Source organism: Klebsiella sp. EMBS2024 (genome assembly GCF_036233805.1).
Lineage (GTDB): Bacteria > Pseudomonadota > Gammaproteobacteria > Enterobacterales > Enterobacteriaceae > Klebsiella > Klebsiella pneumoniae.
In genome coordinates this window covers 3,137,788-3,154,843 of record NZ_JAZARW010000001.1, presented here as the reverse complement: position 1 = coordinate 3,154,843, position 17,056 = coordinate 3,137,788, and the positions used below count along the sequence as shown (strand labels likewise).

The following is a 17,056-nucleotide window of genomic DNA, read 5'->3' as shown; positions in this document are numbered from 1 at the left end:
TTATAGAGGAATCATTATGAACAACGCGCAGACACATCTGAAAATGGGCTACGTCTGGACGATTTGTCTGGTCGCCGCCTGCGGTGGTTTACTGTTTGGCTATGACTGGGTGGTGATTGGCGGCGCTAAGCCATTTTATGAAGNCTGGTTTTCAATTACGGACCCGGCGCAGTCCGGCTGGGCGATGAGCTCAGCGCTGTTGGGCTGTATTTTCGGCGCATTAATTTCGGGATGGTGCGCAGACAAACTGGGGCGCAAGCTGCCATTAATTCTTTCCGCCGTGCTGTTCAGCGCGTCGGCCTGGGGGACGGCGGTCGCCAGTCATTTCGATATGTTTGTGGTTTACCGCATTGTGGGCGGCGTAGGGATTGGTCTGGCTTCCGCTCTCAGCCCGCTTTACATTGCCGAAGTCAGTCCGGCAGAGAAAAGAGGGCGTTTTGTCGCGGTCAATCAGCTCACCATCGTGATTGGCGTACTGGCCGCTCAGTTAATCAATCTGATGATTGCTGAACCGGTGGAGCCGGGGGCGACGCAGCAGATGATTGTGGACAGCTGGAATGGGCAGATGGGCTGGCGCTGGATGTTCGGTGCGGAACTGGTGCCGGCGCTGGCGTTTCTGGTCCTGATGTTTTTTGTCCCCGAGTCGCCGCGCTGGCTCATGAAGGCCGGTAAACCGGAGCGCGCCCGGGCTGCGCTGGAACGCATTGGTTCTGCCGACTATGCCGACAGGATCCTGCGTGAAATCGCGCATACCCTGGAAAAGGATAACAATAAAGTCTCCTACGGCGCGCTGTTGGCTCCCCAGGTGAAACCGATTGTGATCATTGGCATGGTGCTCGCCATATTCCAGCAGTGGTGTGGGATTAACGTCATCTTTAACTACGCGCAGGAGATTTTTGCCTCGGCGGGGTTCGATATTAACAGCACGCTGAAATCGATCGTCGCGACGGGCGTCGTTAATCTGGTCTTTACCATTGCGGCGCTGCCGCTGGTGGATAAAATCGGTCGCCGAAAATTAATGCTGCTTGGCGCTTCGGGATTGACGCTGATCTATGTGCTGATCGCCGGCGCTTACGCCATGGGCATTATGGGGTGGCCGGTACTGTTGCTGGTGCTGGCGGCGATTGCTATTTATGCGTTGACCCTGGCGCCGGTGACCTGGGTGCTGCTGGCGGAGATTTTTCCCAACCGCGTACGTGGACTCGCGATGTCTTTAGGTACCCTGGCGCTGTGGATCGCCTGTTTCCTGTTAACTTATACTTTCCCGCTGCTTAATGCCGGTCTGGGCGCGGCAGGAAGCTTCCTGCTGTATGGTGTCATTTGCGCTGCCGGCTACCTCTATATCCTGCGCAACGTCCCGGAAACGAAAGGTATCACCCTCGAAGCGCTGGAAGAGCAGCTGGCGCAGCGTCATACGGGCGTGAATGCGGCGAAGCAGGAGCAGATGCGCTAATGGCGGAAGAGTGGATTCTGGAGAACGCGCATCTGCGGATGTGCGTCTCTTCTCTGGGCGGCAAAGTGCAAAGTTTATTCTCGCGGCAATATCNAGCGCCGGTGCTATATGAAAATCCCGCCGGCGGCATGTTTCCGATGCTGCCATTGGCCAATCGCGTCGCCGGCAACCGTTTTATTTTTCATGGGCAGGAGATTGTCCTGCCTCGCCACCATGCCGACGAGTATTTCTTTCTTCACGGTGACGGCTGGTTACAGCGCTGGGATATTATTGAGTGCGGCGCCGAGTATTGTGTATTACAGCTGCGTCGGCAGCGTGCCTGCGGTTTCGATTATCTGGCGCAGCTCCGCTACCAGTTGCTGCGTAACCAGCTGATAGCGGAGCTAACGCTTACCCACTATGGGGAGGTCCCTGCGCTTTACGGCTGCGGCTTTCATCCCTTTTTCCCTTTCGATGAACGCAGCAAGGTCCAGTTCCAGGTCAGCGGTTACTGGCCGGAAGGGGAGAATCACTTACCTCTCAACTGGCAAGGAAACTTGCCCGACTATGCCAATTTCAGCGTGGCTCAGTTCGGTGAAGATCGTTGGCTGAACGTGGGTTATTCCGGCTGGGGCGGGCGGGCGAGGGTAAGCAATGACGTGATGAATATCACAATTCTATCGCAAACTCCGTGGTTGATGCTGTTCAGAATGCAAGGTGAATCATTCCTTTGCCTCGAGCCGCAAAGCCATCCGGTAAACGCCCACAACATGGACGGGCAGCCGGGGCTGCGAGTTTTAGGCGCGGGAGATAAGCTCAATTTTTCGCTGAAAATCATCATCGAGGGGGCATAAATAACGAGCTATCGGCAGACAAGAGCATCTTGCGCCCGCCGGGGTTTGTCGCCAGACTATCGCCACCATTCGGGAGGAAATCATGGTCTTGCACTCCACGCGCTGGCTGGCGCTCAGTTATTTCACCTACTTTTTTAGCTACGGTATTTTTCTGCCCTTCTGGAGCGTCTGGCTGGCCGGAAACGGGCTGACTCCGGAAACCATCGGCATTTTGCTTGGCGCCGGTCTGGTGGCCCGTTTTCTCGGCAGTCTGCTGATTGCCCCGCGGGTGAGCGATCCCTCCCGGCTGATCGCCGCGCTGCGCGTGCTGGCGCTGTTAACCTTGCTCTTCGCGCTGGCCTTCTGGGCCGGCAGCCACGTAGCATGGCTGCTGGCGATCATCATCGGCTTCAACCTGTTCTTTTCGCCGCTGGTGCCGCTGACGGATGCTCTGGCCAACACCTGGCAAAAGCAGATCACCATGGACTATGGCCGGGTGCGGCTATGGGGCTCTATTGCCTTTGTGATTGGTTCGGCGCTGACCGGCAAGCTGGTGAGCCTGTTCGATTACCGGGCGATCCTGCTGATGCTAAGCCTGGGGGTCGCCTCGATGCTGCTCGGCATGCTGCTTAAGCCGTCGGTGATGCCCCAGGGGGAGTCGCGCCAGCAGCAGGGGGCCGGAATGGCGGCCTGGCTGACGCTGGTGCGCCAAAGCTGGCGCTTTCTCGCCTGCGTTTGTCTGCTGCAGGGAGCGCATGCCGCCTACTATGGCTTTAGCGCCATCTACTGGCAGCAGGCCGGCTATTCCGCCTCGGCGGTCGGTTATCTGTGGTCGTTAGGCGTGGTGGCGGAAGTGGTGATCTTCGCGTTGAGTAAAAAGGTGTTCCGCCGCTTCAGCGCCCGCGACCTGCTGTTGCTCTCCGCCGTCTGCGGGCTGATTCGCTGGGGACTGATGGGCTGGACCACGGCGCTGCCGGGACTCATCCTTGCGCAGATCCTTCACTGTGGCACCTTCACGGTGTGTCATCTGGCGGCGATGCGCTATATCGCCGCCCGTCAGGGTAGCGAAGTGATCCGTCTGCAGGCCGTCTACTCCGCGGTGGCGATGGGCGGCAGTATTGCCATCATGACCGTCTTCGCCGGTTTCCTCTATCAGCACCTGCACCAGGGCGTATTCTGGGTGATGGCCCTGCTGACGCTCCCGGCGATGGCTATACGGCCAAAAGCGGTGGCGGCCTAGTCCTCGAGCATGGCGCAGATATGCTGCTGCTGGCGCTCAGTGAAGTAGTTCTCCGCGTGGATCAGCGGCGGCGAAAACAGCGGCAGCGCCGTCGCATAGGGGGTGACGATAAGCGTCACCCCTTTGGGCGCACCTTCCTTCTGAAAGCGCTCTACGCTCTGGTATTTGATATTCAGCGGCAGCAGCGTTAGTTCGCGCAGCTGTTGTTCCAGGGCCTCTTCAATTGCTGGGTTGTCATCGGTTAGCAACAGCACCTGTTTCTCGTGCAGGTCGCTTTTCTGCATCAGCCAGGCGCCAAAGATCACCGCGATTAAACCGGTCTCTTCCTCATTAAAACGGATGTGCCAGGCCTCCTCGAATTCGCTCAATGCCGCCTGGGTGGTACGCAGTAAGCGAGGGTAGAGCCGGGTCACTTCCTCTGTGAGCGTGCTGTCGATGCCGATAGCAAACACGCTGCGGATCAACGCCTGCGACAAATGAATATAGAGTTGATCGCTGAGCCCCTGCTCATCACTGAACGCTCTGCCAGCGAGGATCTGAAAGCGGTGGATCAGGCCGGAGATAGCCAGCCGCAGGCGGCGATCGTGCGGGTGACCGTCGCGGACCGGGTCGGGGGTTTTGAGCAACATAAACAGCAGCGAGAGGAAAAAAGGTTCTCCGACATGGGGCGGAGCGCCGACCCGACGCTGCCAGTGGCGGACAATCTCCTGCGCCAGGGTGAACTCGGCGGCGGTTTGAGCCCAGCGTTGCTGTTCCTCATTGAAGTCCGGAGAGTATCCCCGGTGATGTTCGAGCAGACAGTACTGCAGGTACAAGCGCAGAAACTGCACGTCGCGGCAGTCAAACTGGCGATTGAGCGCCCGCGCGCAGCGGTTCACCAGCGCCTGCAGATTGGTATCATCGTATAAGGTGCGGGCAATGCCTTCCTGTTTAAGCTGCGTTTTCAGCGCCGGGGTAAAATGATGATTAACGAACTGTGGGCAGAGGCGCAGCCCCCGCCGCAGCGCATGCAGCAGACATAAACGTTGGTCGAGCGCGGCGCCTTCAATCCGATAGCTGCCGTCCACCTGTGACTGGAGGGTCAAACGGTGGTAACGCTGAATTTCGCGTCCGGTCTCCTCAATATCCTGCCGGGCCGTGGTCTCATCAACGAGGTTGATCCTGCCAAGCCGTTCAGTCGTCACCGACTGTCCGGGCAGATATAACATCAGGAGCACCTGGCTACGGCGCTGTGGACTGGAAAGCGCAGATGGTGGTTCAATGACGGTCATCATCTGGTAAGTTCCAGTTAGGGTTTCCGCTAAGGATAGACAATGACCGCGGCGTGGGCAGGGAAGAGCGTCCGCTTTTACTCAGGATTGCTGGCGAAGTTCACAGAATTTTTCACGTGAGGAACAGATGAACAGAGTGAAACAATGCACAAGCGCGGCGTTTTTCATGGTTTTATCATGGTCGGCCGCTGCGCATCCGCATAGCTTCATCAGCCTGCAAAGCGAGCCGGTGGTCAAGGACGGTCTGCTGAGCGCCTTTAAAATGCGCTGGACGATGGATGAAATTACCTCATCGGATCTGCTCTATGATGCCGGAAACGCCAAACCGGGCAGCGAAGTCTGGAAAAAGCTGGCGGCGGAGGTGATGGCCAACGTGCTCGGTCAGCACTATTTCAGCGAGCTGTGGCATAACGGTCAGCGGGTTAAATTTGACAATCGTCCCGACGGTTACGGCCTCGAACGTGACGGACTGCAGGCGGTACTCACCTTTACTATGCCGCTGGCGACGCCGCAACCCATTGCCGGGCAGACGTTTACCTTTTCCACCTTCGACCCGACCTACTACGTCGATATGTTTTATGACAAGGATAGCGATTTTTCCCTGCCCGCAGGGTTGCGGGCCGCCTGTAAGGCAACGGTGATGACGCCAAAACCGAACGACAAAATGCTCTCATACGCCCAGTCGCTGGATAAAGCGGATGCGCCGCCGGAGGATATGGCGCTGGGAAGCTATTTTGCCCAGAAGGTGACCCTGACATGTCAGTAATTTTTACTCCGCGTGCGCGATCTTCGCGCTGGAAAGCGCTGTGGCCGCTGGCGCTGTTGCTGGCGGTGAGCATCATCGGCGGCATCTGGCTGTGGCGGGCGTGGCCGCAGGTGCTGATGCAGAGCGCAGTCTGGCAGCGTTCGCTAAACCTGGAACTCAGCCGCCTGCTGCAGGCGGTGGCGGAGAACCCGGCGGCGGCAGGGCTGTCGCTGCCGGGGTTTAGCTTCGTTTACGGGGTGCTCCATGCCTTAGGGCCCGGACACGGTAAAATTGTCATTACGACCTGGCTTGCCACCCATCCCGCGAAGCTGAAATCAAGCATTGGCCTGACGCTGGCCGCCTCTTTATTACAGGGGCTGGTGGCCATCGCGCTGGTGGTCGTGGTGCTGGCGCTGCTGCAGCTGCCGGCGCGCCAGCTGCACCTCAGCAGTTTCTGGCTGGAGAAGGGGAGCTATTTGCTGGTGGGCGCGTTAGGGCTGCTGTTGTGCTGGCGGGCGTTAAAAAAGCTGCGTCTGCTGCTGCGCCGGCCAACGTTTACCGCTTTTACCCCGCATCATGTTCATAACGAACATTGCGGCTGCGGGCATCAGCATCTCCCGGCCCCGGAGCAGCTGCAGGCCGGCGACGACTGGCGGGCTCGCGCCGCGATCGTCCTGTCGATGGGTATGCGTCCCTGCTCGGGGGCGATCATGGTTCTGCTGTTCAGCAAGGTAATCGGCGTTTTTGGCTGGGGGATGGCGGCGGCGCTGGCGATGGCGGCGGGAACCTCGTTGACTATCACGGCGCTGGCGCTGTTGGTGCATGGGTTCCGCCAACTGGCGATCCGCCTCAGTCGCCATCAGGCGCCAGCGTTATGGAAGCAGGTTAGTTGGGCGACGCTGGCGTTGGCCGGCGGCGTCATATTGCTGGCGGCGGCAGGGGTGATGTGGCTCAGCGCCGTCCCTGCCGGCGGTGGGATCCGTCCGTTTTAGACAGACGCCGGGCGCAAATCCTAAAGTGGGCGCCAGCGCTTGCCGCTGGCGAAGCGATGCTCTAGTTTTCCGCTTTTCGGCGGATGACAAGGAGTCGCTATGGCCGCAAATATCGTTTCTCCCGCGCAGAGCGGGCGGTTCTATTATGGCTGCGCCGGCGCCGCCGGGCTGCTGGCGGGCCTGGCGATCGTATTCTGGTTTCCAGCCCTGGCCAGCTGGTGGCCGTCAGATCTGGTGCGTGTCTACCACGCCATGCCGTATGTTATGCGATTCGGGGTGGCGAGTGTCGCGGATATTCCGCTGGTGGCCTACGCCACCCTAACGCTGTCGGGCTTCGTGCTGGCCTTTTGTCATCCCGGTCACAGTAAACTGCCCATTGTTGCCTGGGCTGTGCATAACCAGCCCTCGCCGCGGGAGATGGTCGACTGGATCCTGCGCAGCTGGGTGTTGCAGTTCGGTTTTCTGGTGATCATTTTCTGGCGTTTCGCGTTTATGGGTAAGCTAAGCAGCGACAGGCTAATGCAGATCGTGGGCATCTTTAACGATGTATGCTATCTGGCCACGCTGGTGCTGGCTGGAATACTGCTGCGCGACGGCTGGCGCGACTTTCAGGGCGTTGCCGCACCGGCAGGCAATATTCGCATTCCTCTGATCTTTGCCCTGAGTTTTTATCTGCCGTTTCAGCTGGTGTGGATTTTACTCAGTGCGCAGCAGTATGAGCTGCCGCTGTGGGGATGGCTGCTGCTGGTTCCGGCGATGGTCGGCGTGCTGTTAGCCCGCCTGGCGACGGTAGGGATAGCGCTGTGTTTCCGGCGCTGGCTGGGGACGCAGGGCTGTCTGCGCTGGCGCGGACCGCTGGCCTTATTTAGCGGCCTGACGGTGCTCTGTATTGGCGGTAATGCGGTGATTCGCCAGATCCTCAACATGATAAAATGACATAAAAAAAGGAAGCCGCGGCTTCCTTTTTGACATCAGTAAGAGATTAACGCTTCAGCGCGTCGCTCAGCTGCTCGCGCATGTTCGCCAGCATCGCTTTCACCACGCGCGGGTTACCGGCAACGATGTTGCCCGTCAGCATATAGTTATGACCGCCGGTGAAGTCGCAGACAATCGCGCCAGCTTCACGGGCGATCAGCTCGCCTGCGGCGAAATCCCATGGTTTCAGGGCGATCTCAAAGTAACCGTCAACGCGGCCGGCGGCCACATNGGCCAGATCCAGCGCGGCAGAGCCGGTGCGACGGAAGTCGGCACATTCGGTAAACATGTTGCCGAGAATATTCATGTAGGTGGTGGCGTGCTGCTTCGCTTTGAACGGGAAGCCGGTCGCGATAATGGTGCCGTCGAGGTCGCGAGCGTTGCTGCCGCGCAGACGGTAGCCGTTCAGCTGCGCGCCCTGGCCGCGGGTCGCGGTAAACAGTTCGTTACGCATCGGATCGTAGACCACCGCGACTTCAGTACGCCCTTTGATGCGTACGGCGATGGAAACAGAAAAGTGCGGCAGACGTTTAACGAAGTTGGTGGTGCCATCCAGTGGATCGATAACCCATTGAACATCCTGCTCTTCGCCAGCGTGTTCACCGCTTTCTTCGGTGATAATGGTGTGCTGCGGGTAAGATTTGCGAATGGTTTCGATAATAATCGCTTCGGCGGCTTTATCGACGTTGGTCACAAAATCATTGCTGCCTTTCTGGCTGGTTTCTACGGTGTCTGGCGTTTCGTAGTGTTTGGCAATTAAATTACCCGCCTTGCGCGCGGCGCGCACGGCGATGTTCAGCATCGGATGCATCGGTCTCTCTCACTGGATGTTAAAGAACGGGAAAAAACGGCGCATATAATAGCAGCCAAATCTGCTTATGTCTCCGTTTTATGGTAGCATGCACGAATAATCTTTAGCCGAAGAACCATAATGCTGCAAAATATTCGAATCGTACTGGTAGAAACCTCCCATACCGGCAACATGGGCTCCGTAGCCCGCGCGATGAAAACCATGGGCTTAACTAACCTGTGGCTGGTCAATCCGCTGGTCAAACCTGATTCGCAGGCGATAGCCCTGGCCGCGGGCGCCAGCGACGTGATCGGCAACGCGCAGATTGTCGATACCCTTGATGAAGCGCTGGCAGGCTGTAGCCTGGTGGTTGGCACCAGCGCGCGCTCCCGCACGCTGCCGTGGCCGATGCTCGACCCGCGCGAATGCGGTCTGAAAAGCGTCGCCGAAGGTCAGCATGCGCCGGTGGCGCTGGTCTTTGGCCGCGAGCGCGTTGGTCTGACCAACGATGAACTGCAGAAGTGCCACTATCACGTGGCGATCGCCGCCAACCCGGAGTACAGCTCGCTGAACCTGGCGATGGCGGTGCAGGTTATCGCCTATGAAGTGCGGATGGCCTGGCTGGCGGCGCAGGAGCAAGCGCAGCCGGCGGTTGAGCATGAAGAGGCGCCGTACCCGCTGGTGGACGATCTGGAGCGATTCTACGACCATCTTGAGCAGACGCTGCTGGCGACCGGCTTTATCCGCCCGAATCATCCGGGGCAGGTGATGAACAAGCTGCGTCGTCTGTTCACCCGCGCGCGTCCGGAAAGCCAGGAGTTGAACATCCTGCGCGGCATGCTGGCGTCTATTGAGCAGCAGAATAAAGGTAAGTAACCGCGTTAACGCCGGATGGCGCTTCGCTTATCCGGGCTACGAATCGGGCTCGCCTGGCGCGATGAAGGTGTCAGGCTATGCGGAAGTAAAACGGCACGGAAAGCCAAATACCTGACTAAAACAGTCAAGTAAATAGTTGACCAAATTACTCGGGAATGTCAGACTTGGCCCTGCTATGCAATACCCATATTAATAAAAAGCCCGGCCAGGGGCGAGTTTGAGGTTAAGTAAGACATGAGACTGACATCTAAAGGGCGTTATGCCGTGACCGCGATGCTTGACGTTGCGCTCAACTCTGAAACGGGCCCGGTGCCGTTGGCAGATATTTCAGAGCGTCAGGGAATTTCGCTTTCCTATCTGGAACAGCTGTTCTCTCGCCTGCGTAAAAATGGCCTGGTTTCCAGCGTTCGTGGCCCAGGTGGTGGTTATCTGTTAGGTAAAGATGCCGGCAGTATCGCCGTCGGCGAAGTCATTAGCGCCGTGGACGAATCCGTTGACGCCACCCGTTGCCAGGGCAAGGGCGGCTGTCAGGGCGGCGATAAATGCCTGACTCACGCGCTGTGGCGCGACCTGAGCGAGCGCCTGACCGGCTTCCTGAACAATATCACCCTCGGGGAACTGGTGAATAACCAGGAGATCCTCGATGTTTCCGGTCGTCAGCATCAGCACGAAACCCAGCGCAATGCGCGCACCCAGGACGCGATTGACGTTAAACTGCGCGCCTGAGTGACCCGTCCCGTTTCGGGCTGCGGCTGACAGGGCAAGGCGGCGCGAAACGGCGGGACAACGATTATAAAGAGCTTTCAGAATCAGGCCGGGATGCTCCGACATTCCGTGTACTCGGTCGTACATCAAGCCGGTTGCCTGATTCCTTGCATTGAGTGATGTACGGAGTTTAAGAGCAATGAAATTACCGATTTACCTCGATTACTCCGCAACCACGCCGGTGGACCCGCGTGTTGCCGAGAAAATGATGCAGTTCCTGACCATGGACGGGACCTTTGGTAACCCGGCCTCCCGTTCCCACCGTTTTGGCTGGCAGGCTGAAGAGGCGGTTGATATCGCCCGCAATCAGATTGCCGAGCTGGTCGGCGCCGACCCGCGCGAAATCGTCTTTACCTCTGGTGCGACTGAATCCGACAACCTGGCGATCAAGGGTGCAGCCAACTTTTATCAGAAAAAAGGCAAGCACATCATCACCAGCAAAACCGAGCATAAAGCGGTTCTGGATACCTGCCGTCAGCTGGAGCGCGAAGGCTTCGAAGTGACCTACCTGGCGCCGCAGAGCAACGGGATTATCGATCTGAAAGAGCTGGAAGCAGCGATGCGTGACGACACCATCCTGGTTTCCATCATGCATGTGAATAACGAAATCGGCGTGGTGCAGGATATCGCTACCATCGGCGAGATGTGTCGCGCCCGCGGTATCATTTACCACGTAGACGCCACCCAGAGCGTGGGCAAGCTGCCTATCGATCTGAGCCAGCTGAAAGTTGACCTGATGTCCTTCTCCGGTCACAAAATCTACGGTCCGAAAGGCATCGGCGCGCTGTACGTGCGTCGTAAGCCGCGTATTCGTATCGAAGCGCAAATCCACGGCGGCGGCCACGAGCGCGGTATGCGTTCCGGTACTCTGCCTGTTCACCAGATCGTCGGCATGGGTGAAGCTTACCGTATCGCCAAAGAAGAGATGGAAAGCGAGATGGCGCGTCTGCGCACGCTGCGCAACCGTCTGTGGAACGGCGTGAAGGATATGGAAGAAGTGTACCTCAACGGCGACCTCGAGCAGGGCGCGCCGAACATTCTTAACGTCAGCTTCAACTATGTTGAAGGCGAGTCGCTGATTATGGCGCTGAAAGACCTGGCGGTTTCCTCCGGTTCAGCCTGTACTTCGGCGAGCCTTGAGCCATCCTACGTGCTGCGCGCGTTAGGCATGACTGATGAACTGGCGCACAGTTCTATTCGTTTCTCTTTAGGTCGTTTCACTACCGAAGAAGAGATTGACTATGCCATCGATCTGATTCGCAAATCCATTGGCCGTCTGCGCGAGCTTTCTCCGCTGTGGGAAATGTTCAAACAGGGCGTGGATCTGAACAGCATTGAATGGTCACATCACTAATTCGGCACCAATAAGGAGAATTCATCATGGCTTACAGCGAAAAAGTTATCGATCATTACGAGAATCCGCGCAACGTCGGCTCTTTTGACAACAGCGACGAGAACGTCGGCAGCGGCATGGTCGGCGCGCCGGCCTGCGGCGACGTGATGAAGCTGCAGATTAAAGTCAACAATGAAGGTATCATTGAAGACGCGCGCTTCAAGACCTACGGCTGCGGTTCCGCTATCGCTTCCAGCTCCCTGGTTACCGAGTGGGTGAAGGGCAAATCGCTGGACGAAGCGCAGGCGATCAAGAACACCGATATCGCCGATGAACTGGAACTGCCGCCGGTGAAAATCCACTGCTCGATCCTGGCGGAAGACGCGATTAAAGCCGCGATTGCGGATTACAAAAGCAAACGTGAAGCAAAATAATTAGTTGAGGTTTTGTTATGTCGATTACTCTTAGCGACAGTGCAGCAGCGCGAGTCAATGCCTTCCTGGCGAACCGCGGTAAAGGGTTTGGCCTGCGCCTGGGCGTAAGAACCTCCGGCTGCTCGGGTATGGCCTATGTACTGGAGTTTGTTGACGAGCCGGCGGCTGAAGACACCGTGTTTGAAGACAAAGGCGTGAAGGTCGTGATCGACGGCAAAAGTCTGCAATTCCTCGACGGCACTCAGCTGGACTTCGTCAAAGAAGGCCTCAACGAAGGGTTCAAATTCACTAACCCTAACGTCAAAGATGAGTGCGGCTGCGGCGAAAGCTTTAACGTATAATCGGTACTCCTCAACCCCACCGCGGTCACGCCGCGCGTGGGGTTTTAATTTAGATGCATGACCCTGAGGTTACTATGGACTATTTCACCCTCTTCGGGTTACCAGCCAGCTATACCCTCTCGCTTGAACAACTGGCTGTCCGGTATCAGGATCTGCAGCGCCAGTACCATCCGGATAAATTTACCAGCGCGCCTGCGGCGGAACAGCTTGCGGCGGTTCAGCATTCCGCCACTATAAACCAGGCCTGGCAGACGCTGCGCCATCCGCTGACTCGCGCAGAATATCTCCTTTCGCTGCATGGCTTCGATCTGGCCAGCGAGCAGCATACCGTTCGCGATACCGCGTTCCTGATGGAACAGCTGGAATTGCGCGAAGAGCTGGATGAGATCGGCCAGGCGAAAGACGACGCGCGGCTGGAAGGTTTTATCAAACGGGTGAAAGCGCTGTTTGATACCCGTCAGCAGCTGATGGTTGACCAATTGCATAATGAGAGCTGGGAGGCGGCGGCGGACACGGTTCGTAAGCTCCGTTTCCTCGATAAACTGCGCAGCAGTGCTGAAGAACTCGAAGAAAAACTGCTCGATTTTTAATTTTCGGAAGCAATTATGGCCTTATTACAAATTAGTGAGCCCGGCCTGAGCGCCGCGCCGCACCAGCGTCGTCTGGCGGCCGGTATCGACCTGGGCACCACCAATTCTCTGGTGGCTACCGTGCGTAGCGGCCAGGCCGAGACTCTGCCCGATCATCAAGGCCGCTATCTGCTGCCGTCGGTGGTGAACTACCACGCTTCGGGGCTGACCGTCGGCTATGACGCCCGCCTTAACGCCGCTCAGGATCCTGCCAATACCATCAGCTCCGTGAAGCGGATGATGGGGCGCTCCCTCGCCGATATTCAAAACCGTTACCCGCATCTGCCGTATCAGCTGCAGGCCAGTGAAAACGGCCTGCCGATGATCCAGACCGCCGGCGGCCTGCTGAACCCGATTCGCGTCTCCGCCGATATCCTCAAAGCGCTGGCCGCCCGGGCGACCGAAGCGCTGGCCGGCGAACTCGACGGCGTGGTCATTACCGTTCCCGCTTACTTCGATGACGCTCAGCGCCAGGGAACCAAAGACGCGGCGCGTCTGGCGGGCCTGCACGTGCTGCGCCTGCTCAATGAGCCGACCGCGGCGGCTATTGCCTACGGCCTCGACTCCGGCCAGGAAGGGGTGATTGCGGTCTACGATCTCGGCGGCGGCACCTTTGATATCTCCATTCTGCGTTTAAGCCGCGGGGTGTTTGAAGTGCTGGCCACCGGCGGCGACTCGGCTCTCGGCGGCGATGATTTCGATCACCTGCTGGCTGACTACCTGCGCGAGCAGGCGGGCTTCAGCGACCGCAGCGATAACCGTCTGCAGCGTGAGCTGCTGGATGCCGCCATCGCGGCGAAAATCGCCTTGAGCGATGCCGAGGCAGCGCACGTCGAGGTCGGCGGCTGGCAGGGCGATATCACCCGCAGCCAGTTTAACGATCTGATTGCCCCGCTGGTAAAACGTACCCTGATGGCCTGCCGTCGGGCGCTAAAAGACGCTGGCGTTGAAGCGCAAGAAGTGCTGGAAGTGGTGATGGTCGGCGGTTCGACCCGCGTGCCGCTGGTGCGTGAGCGCGTTGGCGAGTTCTTCGGTCGCACTCCGCTGACCTCCATTGACCCGGACAAAGTTGTCGCCATCGGCGCGGCGATCCAGGCCGATATCCTGGTGGGCAACAAGCCGGACAGCGAACTGCTGCTGCTCGACGTTATCCCGCTGTCGTTAGGCCTGGAAACCATGGGCGGCCTGGTGGAGAAAGTGATCCCGCGTAATACCACCATTCCGGTGGCCCGCGCGCAGGAGTTTACCACCTTCAAAGATGGCCAGACGGCGATGTCCATTCACGTGATGCAGGGCGAGCGTGAGCTGGTCCAGGATTGCCGTTCGCTGGCGCGCTTTGCGCTGCGCGGTATCCCGGCGCTGCCGGCGGGCGGGGCGCATATTCGCGTTACCTTCCAGGTGGATGCCGATGGCCTGCTGAGCGTTACGGCGATGGAAAAATCGACCGGCGTGGAAGCCTCCATCCAGGTGAAACCGTCTTACGGTCTGACCGATGGCGAAATCGCCACCATGATTAAAGATTCGATGAGCTACGCCGAACAGGATATTCAGGCGCGCATGCTGGCTGAACAGAAAGTGGAAGCCGCGCGCGTACTGGAGAGCCTGACAAGCGCGCTGGCCGCCGACGCCGCGCTGTTAAGCGCCGCGGAGCGTCAGGCCATCGATGCCGCTGCGGAGCAGGTACGCGCCGCCGCGGCAGGCGACGACGCTGACGCGATTAAAGAAGCGATTAAAAATATCGACACACAAACCCAGGAATTCGCCGCTCGCCGTATGGATCAGTCGGTCCGTATCGCGCTGAAAGGCCAATCCGTGGACGAGGTTTAAAATGCCAAAAATTGTATTTCTGCCCCACCAGGACCTGTGTCCGGATGGCATCGTTGTGGAAGCTGAGACCGGTGAAACCATTCTCGATGCCGCGCTGCGTAGCGGTATCGAAATTGAACACGCCTGCGAAAAATCCTGTGCCTGCACCACCTGCCACTGCATCGTGCGTGAAGGTTTTGACTCGCTGGCGGAAAGTAGCGAAGATGAAGACGACATGCTGGATAAAGCCTGGGGGCTGGAACCTGACAGCCGTCTGAGCTGCCAGGCGCGCGTCACCGACGAAGATCTGGTCGTTGAGATCCCGCGTTACACCATCAACCACGCACGCGAGCACTAATATGGCACTGAAATGGACCGACAGCCGTGAAATCGGCGAAGCGCTGTACGACGCTTACCCGGATCTCGACCCGAAAACCGTTCGCTTTACCGACATGCATCAGTGGATTTGCGATTTGGAAGAGTTTGATGATGATCCAAACGCATCCAATGAAAAAATTCTCGAGGCGATTCTGCTAGTCTGGCTAGACGAGGCCGAATAATTTCGCGTTAAGCGAAAACATTTTAACGGGCTGCCATAGGGTGGCCCGTTTGCTAAGAAGGATAATGATAATGACCGAAGCTATGAAGATTACGCTTTCTACTCAGCCAGCCGATGGACGCTGGGGAGAAAAAGCGACCTGGAGCATCAATAACGACGGCATCGCTCTACATCTCAACGGTAAAGACGACCTCGGGCTTATCCAGCGCGCGGCGCGCAAAATTGACGGCATGGGCATCAAGCACGTCGCCCTGAGCGGCGAAGGCTGGAACACCGATCGCGCCTGGGCCTTTTGGGCCGGCTATAAAGGGCCGAAAGGTCAGCGTCAGGTCGAATGGCCATCCCTTGACGACGCGCAGCGCAGCGAGCTGGATAACCGCCTGACGATCATCGACTGGGTGCGCGACACCATCAATGCGCCGGCGGAAGAGCTGGGTCCGGAGCAGCTGGCGCAGCGCGCTGTCGACCTGCTGTGTGGCGTGGCGGGTGAGAAGATAAGCTATCGCATCACCAAAGGCGAAGATCTGCGCGAGCAGGGCTATCTTGGTCTGCATACCGTGGGCCGCGGCTCCGAGCGTCCGCCGGTCCTGCTGGCGCTGGACTATAACCCGACCGGCGATAAAGAGGCGCCGGTATACGCCTGCCTGGTGGGCAAAGGCATCACCTTTGATTCCGGCGGCTACAGCATCAAGCAAAGCGCCTTTATGGATTCGATGAAATCCGATATGGGCGGTGCGGCGACTATCACCGGCGCGCTGGCTTTCGCCATTACCCGCGGTCTGAACAAACGCGTGAAGCTCTACCTGTGCTGCGCCGACAACCTGATCAGCGGTAACGCCTTCAAACTGGGCGATATTATTCATTATCGCAACGGCAAAACCGTTGAAGTTATGAACACTGACGCGGAAGGCCGCCTGGTGCTGGCGGATGGCCTGATTGACGCCTCGGCGCAGAAGCCAGAGCTGATCATCGACGCCGCCACCCTGACCGGCGCGGCGAAAACCGCGTTGGGCAATGATTACCACGCGCTGTTCAGCTTTGACGATGCGCTGGCGAATCGCCTGCTGGCGAGCGCTCAGGCGGAAAACGAAGCCTTCTGGCGTCTGCCGCTGGCCGAGTTCCACCGCAACCAGCTGCCGTCCAACTTTGCTGACCTGAACAACACCGGCAGCGCGGCCTATCCGGCCGGCGCCAGCACCGCGGCGGGCTTCCTGTCCCACTTCGTGGAAAACTACCATCAGGGTTGGCTGCATATCGACTGTTCGGCAACCTACCGCAAATCTGCCGTTGAGCAGTGGTCGGCGGGCGCCACCGGGCTTGGCGTGCGTACCATTGCTAACCTGCTGACAGCTGAGTAATGGCCTTGCCGGGTGGCGCTGCGCTTACCCGGCCAGGAAAACCATATGCCCGCGTGGACGAATGGCCGCCGGGCAATTCATTGTGAAGTAGCCAAACTATGTCAGATACAAAAAATGAATTAGAAACCCTGCTGGAAAAAGCGGCGACTGAGCCTGCCCATCGTCCGGCATTTTTCAGCGCGCTGCTGGAGGCCACCGTCTGGGTGCCGGGCAGGGCAGCCGATGGCGAGCAGATTGTCGAAGATAGCGCGCTGGATCTGCAGCATTGGGAAAAAGACGACGGTACCTCGGTGATCCCATTCTTTACCTCGCTGGAGGCGCTGCAGCAGGCGGTGGCGGATGAACAGGCTTTCGTGATGATGCCGGCCCGCACGCTGATGGCGATGACGCTGGGCGAATCGTTATTCCTCAACCCGAAGCTGCCGAGCGGCAAAGAGTTCACCCCACGGGAAATCAGCCATCTGTTAGGCGAAGAGGGCAGCCCACTGAGCACCCAGACGGTACTGGAAGGCGGCGAAGCGCTGCTGCTGTCTGAAGTCGCCGAACCGCCGGCGCAGATGGTCGATTCGCTGACCACGTTGTTCAAAACGCTGAAGACCGTCAAGCGGGCGTTTCTGTGCTCGATTAAAGAGCGCGCCGACGCGCCGGCAAACTTATTGATCGGGATTGAAGCGGAA

At 58.4% G+C, this 17,056-nt stretch carries 19 protein-coding genes (1 of these 19 cut by a window edge); 17 read left to right on the top strand and 2 right to left on the bottom strand.

The window, feature by feature from the left end; genetic code table 11:
- Window positions 1-16 precede the first annotated feature (16 nt).
- From VZP09_RS14545 to VZP09_RS14535, 3 genes are all read left to right on the top strand, one after another.
- The gene (locus VZP09_RS14545; protein WP_328795240.1) at window positions 17-1,453 is read left to right on the top strand and encodes a sugar porter family MFS transporter; all 1,437 of its coding nucleotides are present in this window, start codon (window positions 17-19) and stop codon (window positions 1,451-1,453) included.
- Window positions 1,453-2,286 (top strand): aldose 1-epimerase, encoded by an 834-nt coding sequence (locus VZP09_RS14540; RefSeq protein WP_328795239.1) that lies wholly within the window; start codon window positions 1,453-1,455, stop codon window positions 2,284-2,286. The genes VZP09_RS14545 and VZP09_RS14540 overlap by 1 nt, the downstream gene beginning before the upstream one ends.
- A gap of 82 nt (window positions 2,287-2,368) precedes the next feature.
- On the top strand, window positions 2,369-3,505 hold the full coding sequence (locus VZP09_RS14535; protein WP_004149349.1) for a 3-phenylpropionate MFS transporter: 1,137 nt from the start codon (window positions 2,369-2,371) through the stop codon (window positions 3,503-3,505).
- Here the strand turns inward: VZP09_RS14535 and csiE are convergent.
- Entirely contained in the window at window positions 3,502-4,779 is a 1,278-nt protein-coding gene (gene csiE, locus VZP09_RS14530; protein WP_117068563.1) for a stationary phase inducible protein CsiE, read from the bottom strand. The genes VZP09_RS14535 and csiE overlap by 4 nt on opposite strands.
- Before the next feature lie 124 nt (window positions 4,780-4,903).
- Between csiE and VZP09_RS14525 the strand changes: the two genes are divergently transcribed.
- From VZP09_RS14525 to VZP09_RS14515, 3 genes are all read left to right on the top strand, one after another.
- Entirely contained in the window at window positions 4,904-5,542 is a 639-nt protein-coding gene (locus tag VZP09_RS14525) for a DUF1007 family protein (RefSeq protein ID WP_060611624.1), read from the top strand.
- Window positions 5,533-6,513 carry a nickel/cobalt transporter gene (locus VZP09_RS14520; protein ID WP_117068564.1) on the top strand — a complete coding sequence of 327 codons (981 nt, stop codon included), beginning with the start codon at window positions 5,533-5,535 and terminating at the stop codon, window positions 6,511-6,513. The genes VZP09_RS14525 and VZP09_RS14520 overlap by 10 nt, the downstream gene beginning before the upstream one ends.
- A 99-nt stretch (window positions 6,514-6,612) precedes the next feature.
- A complete protein-coding gene (locus tag VZP09_RS14515; protein WP_004174831.1) occupies window positions 6,613-7,449 on the top strand; it encodes a hypothetical protein in 837 nt (278 codons plus the stop codon).
- Between the two features lie 46 nt (window positions 7,450-7,495).
- Here VZP09_RS14515 and suhB read toward each other — a convergent pair whose 3' ends face one another.
- Window positions 7,496-8,299 (bottom strand): inositol-1-monophosphatase, encoded by an 804-nt coding sequence (gene suhB / locus VZP09_RS14510; protein WP_328795238.1) that lies wholly within the window; start codon window positions 8,297-8,299, stop codon window positions 7,496-7,498.
- 120 nt (window positions 8,300-8,419) lie between these two features.
- Between suhB and trmJ the strand changes: the two genes are divergently transcribed.
- The 11 genes from trmJ to sseB form a co-directional block, all read left to right on the top strand.
- Entirely contained in the window at window positions 8,420-9,154 is a 735-nt protein-coding gene (trmJ, locus tag VZP09_RS14505; protein ID WP_002913994.1) for a tRNA (cytosine(32)/uridine(32)-2'-O)-methyltransferase TrmJ, read from the top strand.
- A 234-nt stretch (window positions 9,155-9,388) separates the two neighbouring features.
- Window positions 9,389-9,880 carry a Fe-S cluster assembly transcriptional regulator IscR gene (iscR, locus tag VZP09_RS14500; RefSeq protein WP_002913993.1) on the top strand — a complete coding sequence of 164 codons (492 nt, stop codon included), beginning with the start codon at window positions 9,389-9,391 and terminating at the stop codon, window positions 9,878-9,880.
- 178 nt (window positions 9,881-10,058) lie between these two features.
- Window positions 10,059-11,273: a cysteine desulfurase gene (gene iscS, locus VZP09_RS14495; RefSeq protein ID WP_002913992.1), complete on the top strand. Its 1,215-nt coding sequence runs from the start codon at window positions 10,059-10,061 to the stop codon at window positions 11,271-11,273.
- Between the two features lie 26 nt (window positions 11,274-11,299).
- Window positions 11,300-11,686, top strand: coding sequence for a Fe-S cluster assembly scaffold IscU (gene iscU / locus VZP09_RS14490; RefSeq protein WP_002913991.1), 387 nt, complete (start codon window positions 11,300-11,302; stop codon window positions 11,684-11,686).
- Between the two features lie 17 nt (window positions 11,687-11,703).
- Window positions 11,704-12,027: an iron-sulfur cluster assembly protein IscA gene (gene iscA / locus VZP09_RS14485; RefSeq protein ID WP_002913979.1), complete on the top strand. Its 324-nt coding sequence runs from the start codon at window positions 11,704-11,706 to the stop codon at window positions 12,025-12,027.
- A gap of 74 nt (window positions 12,028-12,101) precedes the next feature.
- The gene (gene hscB / locus VZP09_RS14480) at window positions 12,102-12,617 is read left to right on the top strand and encodes a co-chaperone HscB (protein ID WP_002913974.1); all 516 of its coding nucleotides are present in this window, start codon (window positions 12,102-12,104) and stop codon (window positions 12,615-12,617) included.
- A 15-nt stretch (window positions 12,618-12,632) separates the two neighbouring features.
- Window positions 12,633-14,483 carry a Fe-S protein assembly chaperone HscA gene (gene hscA / locus VZP09_RS14475; protein WP_004149343.1) on the top strand — a complete coding sequence of 617 codons (1,851 nt, stop codon included), beginning with the start codon at window positions 12,633-12,635 and terminating at the stop codon, window positions 14,481-14,483.
- Between the two features lies 1 nt (window position 14,484).
- Complete coding sequence (gene fdx / locus VZP09_RS14470; protein WP_002913956.1) at window positions 14,485-14,820, top strand: ISC system 2Fe-2S type ferredoxin; 336 nt, start codon at window positions 14,485-14,487, stop codon at window positions 14,818-14,820.
- A 1-nt stretch (window position 14,821) separates the two neighbouring features.
- Window positions 14,822-15,022, top strand: coding sequence for a Fe-S cluster assembly protein IscX (gene iscX / locus VZP09_RS14465; RefSeq protein ID WP_002913954.1), 201 nt, complete (start codon window positions 14,822-14,824; stop codon window positions 15,020-15,022).
- A 70-nt stretch (window positions 15,023-15,092) separates the two neighbouring features.
- The gene (pepB, locus tag VZP09_RS14460) at window positions 15,093-16,379 is read left to right on the top strand and encodes an aminopeptidase PepB (RefSeq protein ID WP_002913953.1); all 1,287 of its coding nucleotides are present in this window, start codon (window positions 15,093-15,095) and stop codon (window positions 16,377-16,379) included.
- A 98-nt stretch (window positions 16,380-16,477) separates the two neighbouring features.
- Window positions 16,478-17,056 carry the 5' portion of an enhanced serine sensitivity protein SseB gene (gene sseB / locus VZP09_RS14455; RefSeq protein WP_328795237.1) on the top strand. Its footprint extends 204 nt past the window's final position, so 579 of the gene's 783 nt are visible here — the first part of the coding sequence; the start codon lies at window positions 16,478-16,480; the stop codon falls past the right edge of the window.

Excerpts from the sequence above, each read along its gene's own strand:
- VZP09_RS14535 (WP_004149349.1), top strand. The coding sequence starts at position 2,369 with ATGGTCTTGCACTCCACGCGCTGGCTGGCGCTCAGTTATTTCACCTAC.
- csiE (WP_117068563.1), bottom strand. The coding sequence starts at position 4,779 with ATGATGACCGTCATTGAACCACCATCTGCGCTTTCCAGTCCACAGCGC.
- VZP09_RS14525 (WP_060611624.1), top strand. The coding sequence starts at position 4,904 with ATGAACAGAGTGAAACAATGCACAAGCGCGGCGTTTTTCATGGTTTTA.
- VZP09_RS14520 (WP_117068564.1), top strand. The coding sequence starts at position 5,533 with ATGTCAGTAATTTTTACTCCGCGTGCGCGATCTTCGCGCTGGAAAGCG.
- VZP09_RS14515 (WP_004174831.1), top strand. The coding sequence starts at position 6,613 with ATGGCCGCAAATATCGTTTCTCCCGCGCAGAGCGGGCGGTTCTATTAT.
- trmJ (WP_002913994.1), top strand. The coding sequence starts at position 8,420 with ATGCTGCAAAATATTCGAATCGTACTGGTAGAAACCTCCCATACCGGC.
- iscR (WP_002913993.1), top strand. The coding sequence starts at position 9,389 with ATGAGACTGACATCTAAAGGGCGTTATGCCGTGACCGCGATGCTTGAC.
- iscS (WP_002913992.1), top strand. The coding sequence starts at position 10,059 with ATGAAATTACCGATTTACCTCGATTACTCCGCAACCACGCCGGTGGAC.
- iscU (WP_002913991.1), top strand. The coding sequence starts at position 11,300 with ATGGCTTACAGCGAAAAAGTTATCGATCATTACGAGAATCCGCGCAAC.
- iscA (WP_002913979.1), top strand. The coding sequence starts at position 11,704 with ATGTCGATTACTCTTAGCGACAGTGCAGCAGCGCGAGTCAATGCCTTC.
- hscB (WP_002913974.1), top strand. The coding sequence starts at position 12,102 with ATGGACTATTTCACCCTCTTCGGGTTACCAGCCAGCTATACCCTCTCG.
- hscA (WP_004149343.1), top strand. The coding sequence starts at position 12,633 with ATGGCCTTATTACAAATTAGTGAGCCCGGCCTGAGCGCCGCGCCGCAC.
- fdx (WP_002913956.1), top strand. The coding sequence starts at position 14,485 with ATGCCAAAAATTGTATTTCTGCCCCACCAGGACCTGTGTCCGGATGGC.
- iscX (WP_002913954.1), top strand. The coding sequence starts at position 14,822 with ATGGCACTGAAATGGACCGACAGCCGTGAAATCGGCGAAGCGCTGTAC.
- pepB (WP_002913953.1), top strand. The coding sequence starts at position 15,093 with ATGACCGAAGCTATGAAGATTACGCTTTCTACTCAGCCAGCCGATGGA.